This window comes from Sphingomonas sp. M6A6_1c (genome assembly GCF_053345135.1).
On the sequence record NZ_JBKEZO010000003.1, the window covers coordinates 392,625 to 407,742 of the forward strand.

At 69.3% G+C, this 15,118-nt stretch carries 18 protein-coding genes; 9 read left to right on the forward strand and 9 right to left on the reverse strand.

Going from position 1 to position 15,118, the window contains the following annotated elements; all coding sequences use genetic code 11:
- Positions 1-23 precede the first annotated feature (23 nt).
- A complete protein-coding gene (locus ACLBWH_RS07905) occupies positions 24-1,262 on the forward strand; it encodes a dicarboxylate/amino acid:cation symporter (RefSeq protein ID WP_447798022.1) in 1,239 nt (412 codons plus the stop codon).
- Here ACLBWH_RS07905 and ACLBWH_RS07910 read toward each other — a convergent pair.
- Positions 1,203-2,162, reverse strand: a complete 960-nt coding sequence (locus ACLBWH_RS07910; RefSeq protein ID WP_447798024.1) for a methyltransferase — start codon at positions 2,160-2,162, stop codon at positions 1,203-1,205. The two genes, ACLBWH_RS07905 and ACLBWH_RS07910, sit on opposite strands and share 60 nt — an antisense overlap.
- Before the next feature lie 427 nt (positions 2,163-2,589).
- Between ACLBWH_RS07910 and ACLBWH_RS07915 the strand changes: the two genes are divergently transcribed.
- Complete coding sequence (locus ACLBWH_RS07915) at positions 2,590-3,339, forward strand: SDR family NAD(P)-dependent oxidoreductase (RefSeq protein WP_447798026.1); 750 nt, start codon at positions 2,590-2,592, stop codon at positions 3,337-3,339.
- On the opposite strand, the gene ACLBWH_RS07920 is transcribed toward ACLBWH_RS07915, so the two are convergent.
- Positions 3,318-4,241, reverse strand: a complete 924-nt coding sequence (locus tag ACLBWH_RS07920; RefSeq protein ID WP_447798027.1) for a LysR family transcriptional regulator — start codon at positions 4,239-4,241, stop codon at positions 3,318-3,320. The two genes, ACLBWH_RS07915 and ACLBWH_RS07920, sit on opposite strands and share 22 nt — an antisense overlap.
- Before the next feature lie 182 nt (positions 4,242-4,423).
- Between ACLBWH_RS07920 and ACLBWH_RS07925 the strand changes: the two genes are divergently transcribed.
- The 4 genes from ACLBWH_RS07925 (at position 4,424) to ACLBWH_RS07940 (ending at position 7,302) form a co-directional block, all read left to right on the forward strand.
- Complete coding sequence (locus ACLBWH_RS07925; protein ID WP_447798029.1) at positions 4,424-4,618, forward strand: hypothetical protein; 195 nt, start codon at positions 4,424-4,426, stop codon at positions 4,616-4,618.
- Positions 4,619-4,728: 110 nt separating this feature from the next.
- Entirely contained in the window at positions 4,729-5,328 is a 600-nt protein-coding gene (gene wrbA, locus ACLBWH_RS07930; RefSeq protein WP_322848854.1) for an NAD(P)H:quinone oxidoreductase, read from the forward strand.
- 163 nt (positions 5,329-5,491) lie between these two features.
- The gene (locus ACLBWH_RS07935) at positions 5,492-6,772 is read left to right on the forward strand and encodes an ATP-binding protein (protein WP_322848855.1); all 1,281 of its coding nucleotides are present in this window, start codon (positions 5,492-5,494) and stop codon (positions 6,770-6,772) included.
- Positions 6,769-7,302, forward strand: a complete 534-nt coding sequence (locus ACLBWH_RS07940; RefSeq protein WP_322848856.1) for a response regulator transcription factor — start codon at positions 6,769-6,771, stop codon at positions 7,300-7,302. The genes ACLBWH_RS07935 and ACLBWH_RS07940 overlap by 4 nt, the downstream gene beginning before the upstream one ends.
- Before the next feature lie 145 nt (positions 7,303-7,447).
- Here ACLBWH_RS07940 and ACLBWH_RS07945 read toward each other — a convergent pair whose 3' ends face one another.
- Together ACLBWH_RS07945 and ACLBWH_RS07950 are read right to left on the reverse strand one after the other, a co-directional pair.
- Positions 7,448-7,750, reverse strand: a complete 303-nt coding sequence (locus ACLBWH_RS07945) for a polyhydroxyalkanoic acid system family protein (RefSeq protein WP_447798032.1) — start codon at positions 7,748-7,750, stop codon at positions 7,448-7,450.
- Positions 7,747-8,181: a VOC family protein gene (locus tag ACLBWH_RS07950; RefSeq protein ID WP_447798034.1), complete on the reverse strand. Its 435-nt coding sequence runs from the start codon at positions 8,179-8,181 to the stop codon at positions 7,747-7,749. The genes ACLBWH_RS07945 and ACLBWH_RS07950 overlap by 4 nt, the downstream gene beginning before the upstream one ends.
- Before the next feature lie 313 nt (positions 8,182-8,494).
- Here ACLBWH_RS07950 and lnt point away from each other — a divergent pair, with 313 nt between their 5' ends.
- Positions 8,495-10,036: an apolipoprotein N-acyltransferase gene (gene lnt / locus ACLBWH_RS07955; RefSeq protein WP_447798036.1), complete on the forward strand. Its 1,542-nt coding sequence runs from the start codon at positions 8,495-8,497 to the stop codon at positions 10,034-10,036.
- 42 nt (positions 10,037-10,078) lie between these two features.
- Positions 10,079-11,296: a methionine adenosyltransferase gene (gene metK / locus ACLBWH_RS07960; RefSeq protein WP_322848860.1), complete on the forward strand. Its 1,218-nt coding sequence runs from the start codon at positions 10,079-10,081 to the stop codon at positions 11,294-11,296.
- Between the two features lie 116 nt (positions 11,297-11,412).
- On the opposite strand, the gene ACLBWH_RS07965 is transcribed toward metK, so the two are convergent.
- Genes ACLBWH_RS07965 through ACLBWH_RS07975 form a run of 3 tightly spaced genes read right to left on the reverse strand, consistent with a single transcriptional unit; the run spans position 11,413 to position 13,233 of the window.
- Entirely contained in the window at positions 11,413-11,757 is a 345-nt protein-coding gene (locus ACLBWH_RS07965; protein WP_447798037.1) for a PilZ domain-containing protein, read from the reverse strand.
- 52 nt (positions 11,758-11,809) lie between these two features.
- Positions 11,810-12,427 carry a phosphatase PAP2 family protein gene (locus ACLBWH_RS07970; RefSeq protein WP_447798039.1) on the reverse strand — a complete coding sequence of 206 codons (618 nt, stop codon included), beginning with the start codon at positions 12,425-12,427 and terminating at the stop codon, positions 11,810-11,812.
- Positions 12,424-13,233, reverse strand: coding sequence for a formate/nitrite transporter family protein (locus ACLBWH_RS07975; protein ID WP_447798041.1), 810 nt, complete (start codon positions 13,231-13,233; stop codon positions 12,424-12,426). The genes ACLBWH_RS07970 and ACLBWH_RS07975 overlap by 4 nt, the downstream gene beginning before the upstream one ends.
- Positions 13,234-13,329: 96 nt before the next feature.
- Between ACLBWH_RS07975 and trmB the strand changes: the two genes are divergently transcribed.
- Complete coding sequence (gene trmB / locus ACLBWH_RS07980; RefSeq protein WP_447798043.1) at positions 13,330-14,022, forward strand: tRNA (guanosine(46)-N7)-methyltransferase TrmB; 693 nt, start codon at positions 13,330-13,332, stop codon at positions 14,020-14,022.
- A gap of 100 nt (positions 14,023-14,122) precedes the next feature.
- On the opposite strand, the gene ACLBWH_RS07985 is transcribed toward trmB, so the two are convergent.
- Positions 14,123-14,311 (reverse strand): hypothetical protein, encoded by a 189-nt coding sequence (locus ACLBWH_RS07985; RefSeq protein ID WP_322848865.1) that lies wholly within the window; start codon positions 14,309-14,311, stop codon positions 14,123-14,125.
- Positions 14,312-14,327: 16 nt separating this feature from the next.
- On the reverse strand, positions 14,328-15,095 hold the full coding sequence (locus ACLBWH_RS07990) for a M15 family metallopeptidase (protein WP_322848866.1): 768 nt from the start codon (positions 15,093-15,095) through the stop codon (positions 14,328-14,330).
- Positions 15,096-15,118 lie beyond the last annotated feature (23 nt).

Genomic DNA, 15,118 nt, shown 5'->3' on the forward strand with positions numbered 1-15,118 from the left:
ATGATGGCGCCGGGTCGTTCGGCATGAACCGTTCCGCGCTGCGCATACTCGCCGGCCTCGCGCTCGGGTTGATCGGCGGGGCGGTCGTCAGCGGACGGTCGTTCGCCGGGGCGCTGCTGGCGGTTAGCGGGCCGGTCGGGCGGTTGTGGCTCGATGCGTTGACGATGACGGTGGTGCCGCTCGTCTTCTCGCTGCTCGTCACCGGCATCCTCGGTGCGGCGCAGGATGCGCGGCAGGATCGGGTGGCGTTGCGCGCGTTGCTGTGGTTCGCGGCGTTGCTGTGCGGCGGGTGCCTTGCGGCGGCGGCGAGCACGACCTTGCTGCTGCACCTGTGGCCGGTCGGCGATGGGGCGGCGTTGCGACCGGTCGGCGCGGTGCCGGTGATCGGCGGGGCGGGGGACTGGCTCGGCAACATCATCCCGACCAATCCGATCAAGGCGGCGGCGGAGACGGCGATGGTGCCGCTCGTCGTCTTCGCGCTCTTCTTCGGCTTCGCCGCGGCGCGCGTCGCCCCCGAGCTGCAACGCGCGTTGCAGACGATGTTCCGCGCGATCGCCGAGACGATGCTGGTGATCGTGCAATGGGTGCTGCTGGTCGCGCCGATCGGCGTGTTCGCGCTCGCCTTCGGGCTCGGCGCGCGGGCGGGGAGCGGCGCGGTCGCGGTGCTGGTGCAGTATGTCGTGATCGTCGCTTGCGCGTGCCTGCTGATCGCCGTGCTCGCCTATGTCGTCGTGCTGGTCGGCGGCGGGCTGTCGCCGCTGCGCTTCGCCAAGGCGGCGCTGCCGGCGCAGGTTGTTGCGTTGTCGACGCAATCGTCGCTGGCGACGCTGCCGGCGATGATCGAGGCGGCGCCCGCGCTGGGTGTCGAGCGCAATGCGGCGGGGATCATCCTGCCGCTCGCGGTGTCGATCTTCCGCGCCGCGAGCGCCGCCGCCAATATCGCGGTCGCGCTGTATCTGGCGGCGGTCTACGGCGTGTCGCCGGGGATCGGCATGCTGGTGATGGGCGCCCTGGTGGCCGCCGCGGTCAGCCTCGCCGCGGTCGGGCTGCCGGCGCAGGTGTCGTTCTTCGCGACGATCGGGCCGGTGTGCCTCGCGCTCGGCGTGCCGGTGGAGCTGTTGCCGCTGCTGCTCGCGGTCGAGACGATCCCCGATCTGTTCCGCACCGTCGGCAACGTCACCGCCGACATGGCGGTGATGCGGCTAGCCGGCGCGGGTGACGACCGCGGCGACCAGCGCGATGCGGTCGACGTCGCGGTATAGGTCGCTCTCCAGTTCTTCGCCGAAGACGTCGGGGTCGATCTCGCGATAGCGCATCGTGCAGCCGCGCGCCGCCGCCGCCTCGGCGAGCGCGGCGGCGAGCTGGTCGTGGCCGCGGACGATCGCGCTGCCGGTGTACAGGATCAGCCGGCCGGCGGGGGCGAGCCGGTCCATCGCCATCACCGCCATGTCGAGCGACACCTGCCCGCCGTGCATCGCGCCGCCGTGACGGTAGAGCCGCTTGCCGCTGTCGATGACATAGGGCGGGTTGGCGGTGGCGACGTCGATCTCGCCCGCTATCGCGGCGAGGCTGTCGCTTTCGTGGAAGTCGGCACGGATGCCCGCGGCGGCGGCGTTGATGCGGGCGAAGCGCAACGCGACCGGATTGACGTCGGTCATATGGATGCGCAGCCCCGGGCAGGCGGTGGCGGCAACGAGGCCGCCGACGCCCGAGCCGGTGCCGATATCGACCATCTGCGCGCCGTCGCGTGCCGGACAGTCGCGCAATTCGTCGCGGATCAGGTCCGCGAAGCGATAGCTGTCCGGGCCGAAGAAGACCGCGTCGGCATCGTCGGTCGGATACGCCGAGTGGATGAAGAGATGGTCGTGGAGGCGCGAGACGCGGATCGTCGCGCGGCGGCGATCCCCCGCGGGCGCAGTGAGGCCGGCGCGGTCGAGCAGCGCCTCGATCGCCGGGTCGCAGTCGCCGGGGCGATAGGGCAGGCTCCAGCCGAGCATGTCCTCGACGCAGCGCGCATACTGCCGATCGGGACGGGCGAGGACGCGGGCATGCGTCGCCGGGGTCGGGGTGACGAAGCGATAGTCGCGGTCGCGCAATAGGGTGAGGAGTTGCAGCAGCTCGGCGTCCGCCGATCGAAGGGCCGGCTGGTCCGGTCTCGACACCCGTGATTCTCCGTGGATCGTTGATGTGGCGTAACGTCTTGGGATGGTGGGGGTTCCTATGCCTTCGGGAAGCGTTCGTCCGATCTCCGCCATGCCGGACTTGTTCCGGCATCCGCGGGGGAAGAACCGTCGACCCTGAGGAATTGTCAACGGATCGAGACCTCCGCGAGAGTCCACATCGGGCAGCATAGTGCTCCTGCGAAAGCAGGAGCCTAGGACCAAGCGAACCAACGCTTTATGGCGCTCGGGACGCCTGGGCTCCTGCGTTCGCAGGAGCACTGGGGTAGTGGTTTCGATCGAGCTCGCATTACGGCGTGCGTCTGGTGTGCTCGCGAGCATCGCCCGCCTCCATCGCTGGCGGCGCGGCGGGGGATCATTGTAGGGCGGTCGCGCTTTGACGCAGCGCGATGGGATCAGCGGAGACGATATGACCAAGACGGCTTTCATCACCGGCGCGACCGCCGGCATCGGCGCGGCGGCGGCGGCGGCGTTCGTGGGCGCGGGGTGGCGGGTGGTCGCCACCGGGCGACGCGTCGAGCGGCTCGACGCGTTGCGCGCGCGGCTCGGCGACGCGGTGCATACGCTCGCCTTCGACGTCGCCGACGAGGCAGCGGCGGGCAAGGCGATCGCCGGGCTGCCGGAGGGCTGGCGCGACATCGATCTGCTGATCAACAACGCCGGCCTCGCGCTCGGCACCAAACCGGCGCAGGAGGCGAACCTCGACGACTGGCAGACGATGATCGCGACCAACGTCACCGCTTTGGTATCGCTGACCCACCGGCTGCTGCCGGGACTGATCGCAAGGCGGGGGGCGATCATCAATCTGTCGTCGGTGGCGGCGACCTATCCGTATAGCGGCGGCAACGTCTATGGCGGCACCAAGGCGTTCGTCGAGCAATTCTCGCTCGGCCTGCGCGCCGATTTGCACGGCAAGGGGGTGCGCGTCACCTCGATCGAGCCGGGGATGGTGGAGACCGAATTCACCACGGTGCGCACCGGCGGCGACCAGGCGGCCTCCGACGCGCTCTACAAGGGCGCCGATCCGATGACCGCGGAGGATATCGCGGCGACGATGCTGTGGGTGGCGACGCTTCCGCCGCACCTCAATATCAACCGGCTCGAGCTGATGCCGGTCAGCCAGTCGTTCGCGGGCTTTCAGGTCGCGCGCGCGGGCTGATCCGCCTCGGCGCAGGGGTCGCGCAGCCGGCCCGAGAGGAAGGCGATCAGCGCCTCGACCCGCGCCGGGCGCAGCGCGCTCGGCGGGGTGAGCAGGTGGAGGCCGATCGGCGCGGCGGACCAGTCCGGCAGGATCGTCACCACCGCGCCGCTGCCGATATGCGGACCGACGATGAAGCCGGGCAGGCGGGCGATGCCGAGCCCGGCGACGAGCGTCGGGATCAGCGCCTCGCCGCTGTTGGCGATCAGCGGCCCCTGCGGACGAATCGCGACATCGCTGCCGTCGACATGCTGAAAGCGCCACGGCGCGAGCACGTTGGAATAGCCGAGCACGCGGTGGCGGGCGAGTTCGGACGGGTGCGCGGGCGTGCCGTGCGCGGCGAGATAGGCGGGCGCGGCGACCAGATGCGTGCGGATGTCGCACAGGCGGCGACCGCGCAGGCTGCTGTCGGGCAGGTCGCCGATGCGCAGCGCGACGTCGAAGCCCTCGGCGACGATGTCGACGCGCGCGTCGGACAGGTGCAGGTCGATCTCGATACCGGGATGCGCGCCGAGAAATTCGGCGAGCAGCGGCGCGACGTTGCGCACGCCGAAGCTCATCGGCGCGGCGAGGCGGACTCGGCCGGTCGGCGCGCTCAACGCGTCGCGCGCGGCTTCCTCTGCGGCCTGCGCCTCGGCGAGGATGCGCGCGGCGTGCGCGGCGAGCGGCTTGCCCGCCTCGGTGAGCGCGAGCCGGCGCGAGGTCCGGTGGAACAGCGACTGGCCGATCTGCTCTTCCAGCCGGGTGATCGCCTTCGACACGGTCGCCTTGCTGAGCCCGATCGCATCGGCGGCGGCGCTGAACGAATTATGTTCGGCGACGGCGGCGAAGATCGCCCAGGCTTCGAGATCGGGTAGGCGCATTGCGGGTCCTTCGCTGGCGATCGGGTCACCGCTATCAGTGCAGACGACCGGGTGCCATGGTTTCGCCGACGGCGTCGTGCGGCCGAGGCTGTTTTCTATAATGAACGGACACAGACGGAGCGGACGGCATGCGCGCTGAAGACATACTTCCGGGGGATGCGAGTCATATCGAACGTGGCGGCATGACGCTGCGCAAGGGAACGGTGGCAGCGTTCCTTGCCAATGCGGCGATCTGGCTCGATCCGGCAGCGGAACCGGCCGACGTGGCGGCGGCGGAAGCGGCGATGATCGAGGCCCGGCCTGTGCTGGAGGCACTCGCTCTCTTCGATATCTTGGCCCCGCGCGATCCCCGGCTCGGCGCCTTAATGGGTGTCTGACGCCGGGGCATCGGAACCTAGCGTGGAAACGGTCGGTTTCCAGCGTTTCCGTTTACGCGCCGTCCCTGCGGGACCATTTAGGGTGCGACACGCACATTGGAGACGTTCGGATGACCAAGGTTCTGGTGCTCTATTATTCGTCCTATGGCCATATCGAGCAGATGGCGGACGCCGTCGCCGAAGGCGCCCGCGCCGGCGGTGCCGAGGTGGATATCCGCCGCGTCGCCGAGACGGCGCCGGACGAGGTCGTCAAGGCGGCGCACTTCAAGACCGATACCGCGCATCCCGAGATCGAGGGGCCGGACGCGCTCGCGCAATATGACGCGATCATCGTCGGCGCACCGACCCGCTATGGCCGGATGCCCGCGCAGATGGCGGCCTATTGGGACACGACCGGGGGTCTGTGGGCGAAGGGCGCGCTGGTCGGCAAGGTCGGCGGTGCGTTCACCTCGACCGCCAGCCAGCATGGCGGGCAGGAGACGACCCTGTTCTCGATCATCACCAACCTGCTGCATCACGGCATGACCATCGTCGGTCTGGATTATGGCTTCCAGGGGCAGATGGGCGTCGACGAGGTCCGCGGCGGCTCGCCGTACGGCGCGACGACGATCTCGGCAGGCGACGGTTCGCGCCAGCCGCATGAGGAAGAACTGGCCGGTGCACGCTATCAGGGCAAACGGATCGCCGAGACGGCCGCGAAGCTGAAGTGAGGCGAGGGGGCGGCCTGCCGATGGGCGGGCCGCCTCGACATCCTCTCCGTCAACTCCGCTAAGGCTCCTGCGACGGCAGGAGCACCGTGCTGGCTGGATGGCTGTACCTACCCCGCTGCCCCGCGCGTGGCGCTCCGCCGCAAACGCGCCTACATCTCTGACGATGCCGACCCAGCCGCCCCGTTTGCCGCCGCCCGCGCCCGAGGATGCCGCGGCGCGCAACATGCGGTTGCTGGTGTTGCTGCGCTGGATGGCGGTCGGCGGGCAGCTCGCGGCGATCCTGATCGTCCATTACGGGCTCGGCATCCGCCTGCCGATCGTCGCGATGGGGGTGGTGCTCGCGGCGCTCGTCATGCTCAACGTCATCACGTGGCTGGGGCATCCGCATTGGCCGGTGACTAATTTCCAGTTGTTCGGCTCGCTCGCCTGCGATGTCGTCGCGCTGTCGGTGCAGCTTTATCTCAGCGGCGGGGCATCCAATCCGTTCGTGTCGCTGTATCTGTTGCAGGTCGTCATGGGCGCGGTGCTGCTCCATGCCTGGACGAGCTGGGCGCTGGTCGGGCTGACCTCCGTGGCGCTCGCGCTGGTCGCGTTGCTCAGCCCGCCGCTGGCGGTGCCGGCGGGGTTCGCGACGCATCTGTCGCCGGTCTACGTCATCGGGCTATGGGCCAATTTCGTGCTCGCCGCGGTGCTGCTGGTGCTGTTCGTGACGCGCATCGCCGCCAATCTGCGCAGCCGCGACGCGCATCTCGCCACGATGCGCCAGCGTGCGGCCGAGGAGGATCATATCGTCCGCATGGGCCTGCTCGCGAGCGGCGCGGCGCATGAACTCGGCACGCCGCTGTCGTCGATCCTCGTGCTGCTCGGCGACTGGAAGAGCGAGGCGGCGATCCGCACCGAACCGCGCCTCGCGGCCGAGGTCGACGAGATGCAGGCGGAGGTGATGCGCTGCAAGACGATCGTGTCGGGCATCCTGTTCGCCGCGGGCGAGGTGACCGGCGAGGCGCCCGAACGCACCACGCTGCGCCGCTTCCTGTCGGGGATCGTCGCGGTCTGGCCGGGGACGGTGACGTTCGAGGATCGGATCGGCGAGGATCGGCCGATCGTTTCCGACCGCGCATTGGGGCAGGCGCTCACCAATCTGCTCGACAATGCCGCGGAGGCGGGCGCATCGGCGATCACGCTGACTGCGACGGTGGCGGAAGAGACGATCGTGCTGACCGTGCGCGACGATGGCAGCGGCTTTCCGCCGGCGGTGCTTGCCGGGATCGGCAAGCCCTATAACACCAGCAAGGAACGGCGCGGCGCGGGGCTTGGGCTGTTCCTCGCCACCAACGTGCTGCGGACGCTTGGCGGCACGCTGGCGGCGCGCAACATCGCGGGCGGGGCGGAGATGGTGCTGCGGCTGCCGATGGCGGCGCTGGCGTTGGAGGAGGGAGCATGAGCGGGCGACGGCTGCTGATCGTCGAGGACGACGCCAATTTCGCGCGGACGCTGGGGCGCTCGTTCGAGCGGCGCGGCTATGCGGTGACGATGCTGCCGGGGCCCGACGGGCTGGAGGCGGCGGTGACCGACTTCAAGCCCGATCATGCGGTGGTCGACCTGCGGCTGGGCGGTGCGTCGGGACTGACCTGTGTAGCTGCGATCCACGGCATCGATCCGGGCATCAAGATCGTCGTGCTGACCGGCTTCGCCAGCATCGCAACCGCGGTCGAGGCGATCAAGCTCGGCGCGACCAACTATCTGACCAAGCCGGCCAATACCGACGATATCGAAGCGGCGTTCGCGCGGATCGACGGCGATGCCGGCGCGACGATCGCCGCGGCGCCGCCGACCTCGATCAAGACGCTGGAATGGGAGCATATCCACCAGACGCTGGCGGACGCGGACTTCAACATCTCCGAGGCGGCGCGGCGGCTGGGGATGCACCGGCGGACGCTGGCGCGGAAGCTCGACAAGCGGCACATGGGGTAGCACCTAATTCCTCCCCGGTACGGGGAGGGGGACCGCCGCGTGCAACGCGGTGGTGGTGGGGGGCTTCCACCGGAACTGGCGTTTGTAGAGGCCCCCCCTCCGTCACGCCCTACGGGCGCGCCACCTCCCCGTGCCGGGGAGGAATTTACTGGAGCAGTTTCGGGGCTTCCTGCTGGATCACGTCGCGGATCTTGCCGGCGAACAGGCCGAGGAAACCGGGTAGGTCGACGATCGCATGGACGTTGCTGTCCGACACGGTCGCGCGGCAGCCGATCGACTGGCCCATCGCGCCGACGGTGAAATGCATCGTATCGCCCTCCCAGCGATGCTCGACCTGCGCGCCGCCGGGGATCAGCCGGCCGATCTTGCCGATGCCGCCGTCGAGCCGCTCGCGCACCGCGGTCTTGCCGAGCTGATGGGGGATGTTGAGTTCGATCGGGGCGCTCATTGGGGATCCTTCGTCGTGGCGAACAGCATCGCATCGTCCCCGAACGCCTTGAACTCGAGCGCGTTGCCCGATGGGTCCGAGAAGAACATCGTCGCCTGCTCGCCCGCCTCGCCGCGGAAGCGGACGTGCGGCTCGATCCCGAAGCGCACGCCGGCGGCGGCGACGCGCTCGCTGAGCGCCTGCCAGTCGGCCATGGTGAGGACGACGCCGAAATGGGGGACGGGGACGTGGTGGCCGTCGACTTCGTTGGCGACCTGCACGGCGCGGGCGGCGGGGTCGAGATGCGCGACGATCTGATGGCCGAACAGGTCGAAGTCGATCCATTGGTCGCTGGAGCGGCCCTCCGGGCAACCGAGCACGCCGCCGTAGAAGACGCGCGCCGCGGCGAGATCGTGGACCGGAAAAGCGAGGTGGAAGGGGCGTAGGGACATGGCGCGAAGGTAGGGGACGGTGGTGTCTGGCGCTACCGCAATTCCTCCCCCGCCAGGGGGAGGGGGACCGTTCGGCGTCAGCCGAATGGTGGAGGGGGAGGGCACGGCGAGCCGTGATGGCGAACTCTGCCCTTTCCTCCCCCTCCGTCACGCCCTGCGGGCGCGCCACCTCCCCCTGGCGGGGGAGGAATTCAACGGTTTGCCGTTATGTCGTCACCTCAAATGTGTCTGGACTGAAAGAGGGCCCGCGGGCATGCGAGCCACTTCCAAGCGGGGGAGGACATCGGGTTTGGCGCGCGCTACACGGCGCCGCATGCCCGCCTTTCTTTCCCGCCGTCCCGCCCTCGTCGCGCTGATCCTCGGGGCGATCGCCGCGACGGGGTTCGCGCCGTTGCAGCTTTGGCCGTTGACGCTGGTCGGGCTCGCCGGGCTCGCCGCGCTCGTCCAGCGCGCCGACACCGGCCGGCGGGCCTTGTGGCTCGGCTGGTGCTGGGGCGTCGGGCATTTCACGATCAACAACAACTGGTTCCAGCACGCCTTCGACTTTCAGGACAAGATGCCGCCGGTGCTAGGCTATTTTGCCGCGGTCGGGCTGGCGCTGTATCTGGCGATCTTTCCGATGGCCGCCGCCGGGATCGGCTGGCGCTTCGGCCGCGGCGAGCGGCCCAACGCGGGCTATGCGCTGGTCTTCGCGGCGGCGTGGATCGCCAGCGAATATCTGCGCAGCGTCCTGTTCAGCGGCTATGCCTGGGACCCGATCGGCGTGATCTGGCTGCCGGTGATCGGCGTCGCGCGGCTGTCGGCGTGGATCGGGACCTATGCGCTGTCGGGCGTGACGGTGGTGGCCGCGGTGTCTTTGCTGCTGTTGCCGCAGCGGCGCTGGCGCGTGCCGGCTGGGCTGGCGGCGGTGCTGGTGCTCGCCGCGGTGTCGGCGCCGTGGACGCAGGCGCCCCCCGCACGGCGTGATGCGCCGCTACTGCGCGTCGTCCAGCCCAATGTCGGGCAGGACGCGCGCGGCGAGGGCGATCAGGAGGTGATGCTCGCCGCGCTGATCCGCCAGTCGGGGACGCCCGGGCCGCGGCCGCGGCTGGTGCTGTGGCCCGAGGGGGTGATCCGCGACTACCTGGAAAGCGGCTATCCGCGCTGGATCTATTTCGGCCAAAGCCCGCTGTTCAACCGCTGGCGGCTGGCGCGGCTGCTCGGCCCGCGCGACGTGCTGATGACCGGCCATACGCCGCTGCGCTTCGACACCAAGGGCGATGTCGCGGGCGCGTCCAATTCGGTGTTCGCGCTCGATGCCCGCGCGCGCATCGTCGGCCGCTACGACAAGGCGCATCTGGTGCCGTTCGGCGAATATCTGCCGATGCCGTGGCTGCTCAAGCCGCTCGGCCTCGCGCGGCTGGTGCCGGGCGATTTCGACTTCGACGACGGCCCCGGCCCGCGGACGCTGACGATCCCCGGTTTCGGCGCGATCGGCTTCCAGATCTGCTACGAGATCATCTTCTCGGGGCGCACCGTCGACGAGGTGCATCGGCCGGCGATCCTCTTCAACCCGTCGACCGATGCGTGGTTCGGCCGCTGGGGGCCGCCGCAGCATCTCGCGCAGGCGCGGATGCGCGCGATCGAGGAAGGGCTGCCGATCGTCCGCTCGACTCCGACCGGGATTTCGGCGGTGATCGCCGCCGACGGACGGCTGCTCGCCACCGTCCCGCACGAGACCGCGGGCGCCATCGAGCTGCCGATGCCGCCGGCGCTGCCGCCTACAGTGTTCAGTCGCTTGGGGAATTGGGCGGCGTTGATCGTGGCATTGGTCTTCGCGGCGGCGGCGATTGCCATCCGCCGCCGCGCGCGGTAGGAGCGACATATAAAGGCATCTTTATATCGTTATGAGGCAGTGATGCGCAGCAGCTATATCTTCACGTCCGAGTCCGTTTCCGAAGGCCATCCCGACAAGGTCGCCGACCAGATCAGCGACACGATCGTCGATCTGTTCCTGTCCAAGGATGCGGAGGCGCGTATCGCTTGCGAGACGCTGACCACCACCAACCTCGTCGTGCTGGCGGGCGAAATCCGCTGCAAGGGCGTGTACGAGAACGGCGCCTGGGCCGAGGGCGCGCTCGCCGAGATCGAGGCCGCGGTGCGCGCCACGGTGAAGCGGATCGGCTACGAACAGTCGGGCTTCCACTGGGAAAGCTTCACCTTCGAGAACAACCTCCACGGCCAGTCGGCGGAAATCGCGATGGGCGTCGACGAGGGTTCGAACAAGGACGAGGGCGCGGGCGACCAGGGCATCATGTTCGGCTATGCGACCGACGAGACGCCGGGCCTGATGCCGGCGACGCTCTATTACAGTCACAAGATCCTCGAGACGATGGCGGCAGACCGCCATTCCGGCAAGGCGCCGTTCCTCGAACCCGACGCCAAGAGCCAGGTGACGCTGCAATACGAGAATGGCGTGCCGACGCGTGCGGTGGCGCTGGTCGTCTCGACGCAGCACAAGGCGGGCTATTGCTTGCAGGGCGACAATGCCGATGCCGCCAAATATGACGTGCTCAAGGATTACGTCACCGGCGTGCTGACCAGCACGCTGCCCGAGGGCTTCGTCACCGACGAGACCAAGGTGTATATCAACCCGACCGGCGCGTTCGAGATCGGTGGTCCCGACGGCGACGCGGGCGTCACCGGCCGCAAGATCATCGTCGACACCTACGGCGGCGCCGCCCCCCACGGCGGCGGCGCGTTCAGCGGCAAGGACCCCACGAAGGTCGACCGTTCGGCGGCGTACGTCGCGCGGTATCTTGCCAAGAACGTCGTCGCGGCGGGTCTCGCCAAGCGCTGCACGATCCAGCTCAGCTATGCGATCGGCATTGCCGAGCCGCTGTCGGTCTATGTCGATACGCATGGCACGGGTACGGTCGACGAGGCGAAGCTGGAGCAGGTGCTGCCGCAGCTCGTTCGCCTGACCCCCAAGGGCATTCGCCAGCATCTCAAGCTCAATGCGCCGATCTACGTCAAGTCGGCGGCTTATGGTCACTTCGGCCGCGAGCCCGAGGGCGATCTGTTCACCTGGGAAAAGACCGATCTGGTCGACCGGCTGAAGGCGGCGGTCGCCTGATCCGTCCGATCCGACTTGCATGATCGGCACCCTCCCGCGTCGCTGGACGCGGGAGGGTGTTTTCTTATCGGGGCAAATAGCGCGCGGTGCCGGCGCGCGCCGGGCGCGCCGCCGCCTTATCGCCGATACGCGTCGTTGATATCGGCCATCCAGCCGGCCTTGGGCACCGCGCCGACGCCGCGCGGTTTGCGCGCTTCGTCGAGGTCGATCGGTTCGGCGAAGCGGACGCCGGCGAGCCGGTCCTTCACCCAGACGACCTCGCCGGTCAGCTCGGTGATATGACCCATCTCCAGCCGCAGCAGCATGCCGGTGGCGAAGTCGCCCGCATTCTCGATGCAGGCGCCCGAGCGCGACAGATTGCGCACCCGGCGCTCGACCGGCGAACCATCGGGCACACTGACCGCGGCGCGGACGATGACGCTATTGCGCTTTTCGCGCGAGGGTTCGGGAGGGGTGTTCATAACGCTGCCGTATCGGTTATCTATCATGGGCTCCACAGGAAACCCAATACAACTATCCCTGAAGTGGTTCTTTCCGGCTGGCGGACGGCGGCACGACGCGGTTGAACAGCGCATCGACCAAGGCTTCCGATACCCAGCCGATCACGCCGCCGACGAGCACGTCGGAGAGATAATGGTTGCCGGCGACCGGCTGGATCGCGGCGACCGCGGCGACGCCGAGCGCGGCGGGGGTCGCCGCGCCGTCGACCTCGCGCGAGACCGCGCGCGCCACTGCGACCGCGCCGGCGGTGTGGCCCGACGGGAACGAGCTGAGGTCGTGATCGTGACTGTCGCCGGCCTCGAAGCGATGGTCGCCGTCGTCGATCGCCTTGGCGGGGCGGGTGCGGTCGATCGAGCGTTTGATCGCGCTCTTGACGCCGGTGGCGACGAGATGCGCGGCGAGCATCCGCGCGCCGCCGCGGACCATGTCGGGCCGCCGCCCGACCAGCCCCGCCGCCATCGTGGCGATCGAGGCGGTGATCAGTTGCGGCTGGTCGGCGACCTCGCCGAGGAAGCTGGCGAAGCGGACCGGCGCCGTATCGCGCTTCGCCGCCGCCTCGTTGGTCAACTGGCGATCCGCCCGTTCGACCGTCTTGGCGGCGGTTTTCGCCCCCGATCCCGACTTGCTCACTGCTCTTCTCCCTGCGGCGATTGGCCGCGTACCTGTCCGTGTGCGAGTACCGCGAAAATGCCGGCACCGCCGACGAGATTGCCGAGCACCGCCGGCGCGATCAGCCCCGCCAGCGTCTGGACGACGCCGGTCTGGCCGGCGAACAGCAGCAGGAAGGCCTCGCTGGAGCCGACGATCGAATGGCTGAAGCCGGCGATCGTCAGTATATAGGTGAAGGCGAAGATCACCGCGACGCTCTGGCTGCGGGCATTGGGCAGCGCCCAGGCGAGGATCGCGATCATGAAGCCGGCGGGAATCGCGTTGATGAAGGTCCGGCCGGCGGACAATTCGGTGATTCCCATCGAAATGGCGAGTGCGGCGTGGCGGATCGCGTCGCTGCCCATCGCGCCGGTGGTGATCGCGAGCCCGGCAAGCGCGGTGCCGAGCAGATTGGCGACGAGGACAATGCCCCACAGCCGCAACGTACGCGCCAGCGCCCAGCGCGACGGCCGCGTCACTAGCGGCAGCATCGCGGTGATCGTGCTTTCGGTGAACAATTGCATCCGGCCCAGGATCACCGCCATGAACCCAATGGGATAGCCCAGGCCGCTGACCAGTTTGCGCCACGGCGCGTCGGGCAAGGCGGCATGGAGCGCGGCTTCGGTGAGCAGCGAGACGCTGATCGCGATGCCCGCGGCGAGCGCCGACCAGAAGAGCTGCAGCGCCGGGCGGCGCAACTCGTCCTCACCCGATTCGCGTACCGTGCGGTGGAGCGTCTTGGCATCGGCGGCCTTGAGGCCGTCGCCATCGGAGGCGTCGTCGGTCATGTGCCGGTGCAACGGACCGCCGCCCCGCTTTGCTCCGCGCGGTGTGGGCGATTGCGGCGTTTCCCTGTCGCGGTTTGTGTTCTAGGGCGCGCCACCATGAACGATCCCGCCACCATCCGCCGCCTCTACGGCCGTCGTCAGGGCCATAAGCTGCGTATCGGCCAGGCCGCGCTGGTCGAGGAGACGCTGGCGCCGCTGAGCGTGCCGGAAGCGGGGCCGCTCGACGCGCGGGTGCTGTTCGGCGACGCCGAAGGGCAAGAGCGCCCGCTGGAGCTGGAGATCGGCTTCGGCGCAGGCGAGCATCTCGCGGGTCAGGCGACGATGCGGCCCGAGACCGGGTTCATCGGTTGCGAGCCGTTCCTCAACGGCGTCGTCGGCGCGCTCGGTCATATCCGCGACGGCGGCCTCACCAACGTGCGGCTGCACATGGGCGATGCGCTCGAGGTGGTCGAGCGGCTGCCCGATGCCAGCCTCAGCCGCGTCTATCTGCTCCACCCCGATCCCTGGCCGAAGGCGCGCCACGCCAAGCGGCGGATGATCAACCACGGCCCGCTCGACGCGATCGCCGCCAAGCTGAAGCCGGGCGCCGAATTCCGGCTCGGCACCGACGATCCGACCTATTGTCGCTGGGCGATGATGATCATGAACCAGCGCCGCGACTTCGTCTGGACGGCGCGGACGCCGGCGGACTTCCTGACCCGGCCCGACGACTGGCCGGAGACGCGCTACGAACGCAAGGCGCGGCGGCAGGGGCACGAAGTGTGGTATTTCCGATATATCCGGCAATAGCGGGACGCCCTTCGAGGTCGGCCCGCGACACTCTAAGGTCGTACTCCGGCCTTCGCCGGGGAACAGGGGGCGTTCTACCGAGCGCTCGCGACAGCCGGATCTAGCGGAGCAGCGCGCCGATCGCTTGCAGGATGGTGGCGCCGCCGAGCGGCGCTACCAGCAGCATCACGAGGTTGAAGCCGACCACCACTTCCATCGTCTTGCGTTGGCGCGGGGTCAGGCGGCGCGGTGGCGGCGGCTTGGGTTCCCAGCGGGGGGGAGGCACTTGGTCGCGGAAGTCGACGAACATGGACCCTCCTGGTGCGTCAGCGGCGACGCTTCTTCTTCTTGAGGTCCGGCGCAGGCCAGGCCGGTAAGGCGACATAGACGATCGGCACGACCTTGGCGATGGTCCGTACCGCATCAACCCCCGGATTGGCGGGAAATTGCGCGCGTGCCTTGGCGAAGATGAAGCGCGCGCGGGCGGCACCGGGGGCGGTCGCGCTGGTGCCGACCCAGCGCCAATGCCACGGCTCCCATTTCACATTCTGCTTGTTGCCGCCGGGAAAGGACATTTCGAAGCCGAAGCGCGGCGCGTTGGCGACCAGCCAGCGCGCCGCCGGCGTCGCCGCCATGCACGCCTCGGCATCGGGGCAGCCGTTGGCGGGGCGGACGGCGAAGTCGAGCGCATAGCCGGTCGAATGTTCGCTGTGTCCGGGCGGCGCGACGGAGATGGCGCGGGTCGCGTCGGGATCGCCACCGGCATCGGGATGTTCGCGGCAGAAGACGCTCGCCTGGCGGATGATCGACCGGTGGCACGACAGGGCGCGCAGCTGCCCCATCACCGCCGGATCGCCCTGCGCGGCGGCGAGCAGCCGTTCGAGATCGGAGATGGCGTCGCGGCGGAGCATGCAGCCGTTGAGCGCGAAGCCCGCCGGCGCCGGCACCAGCTCGTCGGGCGGCGCGTCGCCGTAGGGAAGGTGGCCGTAAACGCGGCCGTCGCTCGCCATGGTCGCCGAGGCGCCGGCGCAGACCTGCGCGGTCGCGGGGGCGGCGAGGGCCAAAGGGGCGAGCAGAAGAGCGGCACTGCGCATCGCGCGCCTCTGGCGCGGACGAG

Bases quoted from the DNA above. Each gene is read 5' to 3' on its own strand.
- ACLBWH_RS07905 (WP_447798022.1), top strand. From the start codon at position 24: ATGAACCGTTCCGCGCTGCGCATACTCGCCGGCCTCGCGCTCGGGTTG.
- ACLBWH_RS07965 (WP_447798037.1), bottom strand. From the start codon at position 11,757: ATGAACACCCCTCCCGAACCCTCGCGCGAAAAGCGCAATAGCGTCATC.
- ACLBWH_RS07920 (WP_447798027.1), bottom strand. From the start codon at position 4,241: ATGCGCCTACCCGATCTCGAAGCCTGGGCGATCTTCGCCGCCGTCGCC.
- ACLBWH_RS07935 (WP_322848855.1), top strand. From the start codon at position 5,492: ATGCCGACCCAGCCGCCCCGTTTGCCGCCGCCCGCGCCCGAGGATGCC.
- ACLBWH_RS07990 (WP_322848866.1), bottom strand. From the start codon at position 15,095: ATGCGCAGTGCCGCTCTTCTGCTCGCCCCTTTGGCCCTCGCCGCCCCC.
- lnt (WP_447798036.1), top strand. From the start codon at position 8,495: ATGCCCGCCTTTCTTTCCCGCCGTCCCGCCCTCGTCGCGCTGATCCTC.
- ACLBWH_RS07940 (WP_322848856.1), top strand. From the start codon at position 6,769: ATGAGCGGGCGACGGCTGCTGATCGTCGAGGACGACGCCAATTTCGCG.
- ACLBWH_RS07975 (WP_447798041.1), bottom strand. From the start codon at position 13,233: ATGACCGACGACGCCTCCGATGGCGACGGCCTCAAGGCCGCCGATGCC.
- ACLBWH_RS07985 (WP_322848865.1), bottom strand. From the start codon at position 14,311: ATGTTCGTCGACTTCCGCGACCAAGTGCCTCCCCCCCGCTGGGAACCC.
- ACLBWH_RS07915 (WP_447798026.1), top strand. From the start codon at position 2,590: ATGACCAAGACGGCTTTCATCACCGGCGCGACCGCCGGCATCGGCGCG.
- ACLBWH_RS07945 (WP_447798032.1), bottom strand. From the start codon at position 7,750: ATGAGCGCCCCGATCGAACTCAACATCCCCCATCAGCTCGGCAAGACC.
- metK (WP_322848860.1), top strand. From the start codon at position 10,079: ATGCGCAGCAGCTATATCTTCACGTCCGAGTCCGTTTCCGAAGGCCAT.
- wrbA (WP_322848854.1), top strand. From the start codon at position 4,729: ATGACCAAGGTTCTGGTGCTCTATTATTCGTCCTATGGCCATATCGAG.
- trmB (WP_447798043.1), top strand. From the start codon at position 13,330: ATGAACGATCCCGCCACCATCCGCCGCCTCTACGGCCGTCGTCAGGGC.
- ACLBWH_RS07950 (WP_447798034.1), bottom strand. From the start codon at position 8,181: ATGTCCCTACGCCCCTTCCACCTCGCTTTTCCGGTCCACGATCTCGCC.
- ACLBWH_RS07925 (WP_447798029.1), top strand. From the start codon at position 4,424: ATGACGCTGCGCAAGGGAACGGTGGCAGCGTTCCTTGCCAATGCGGCG.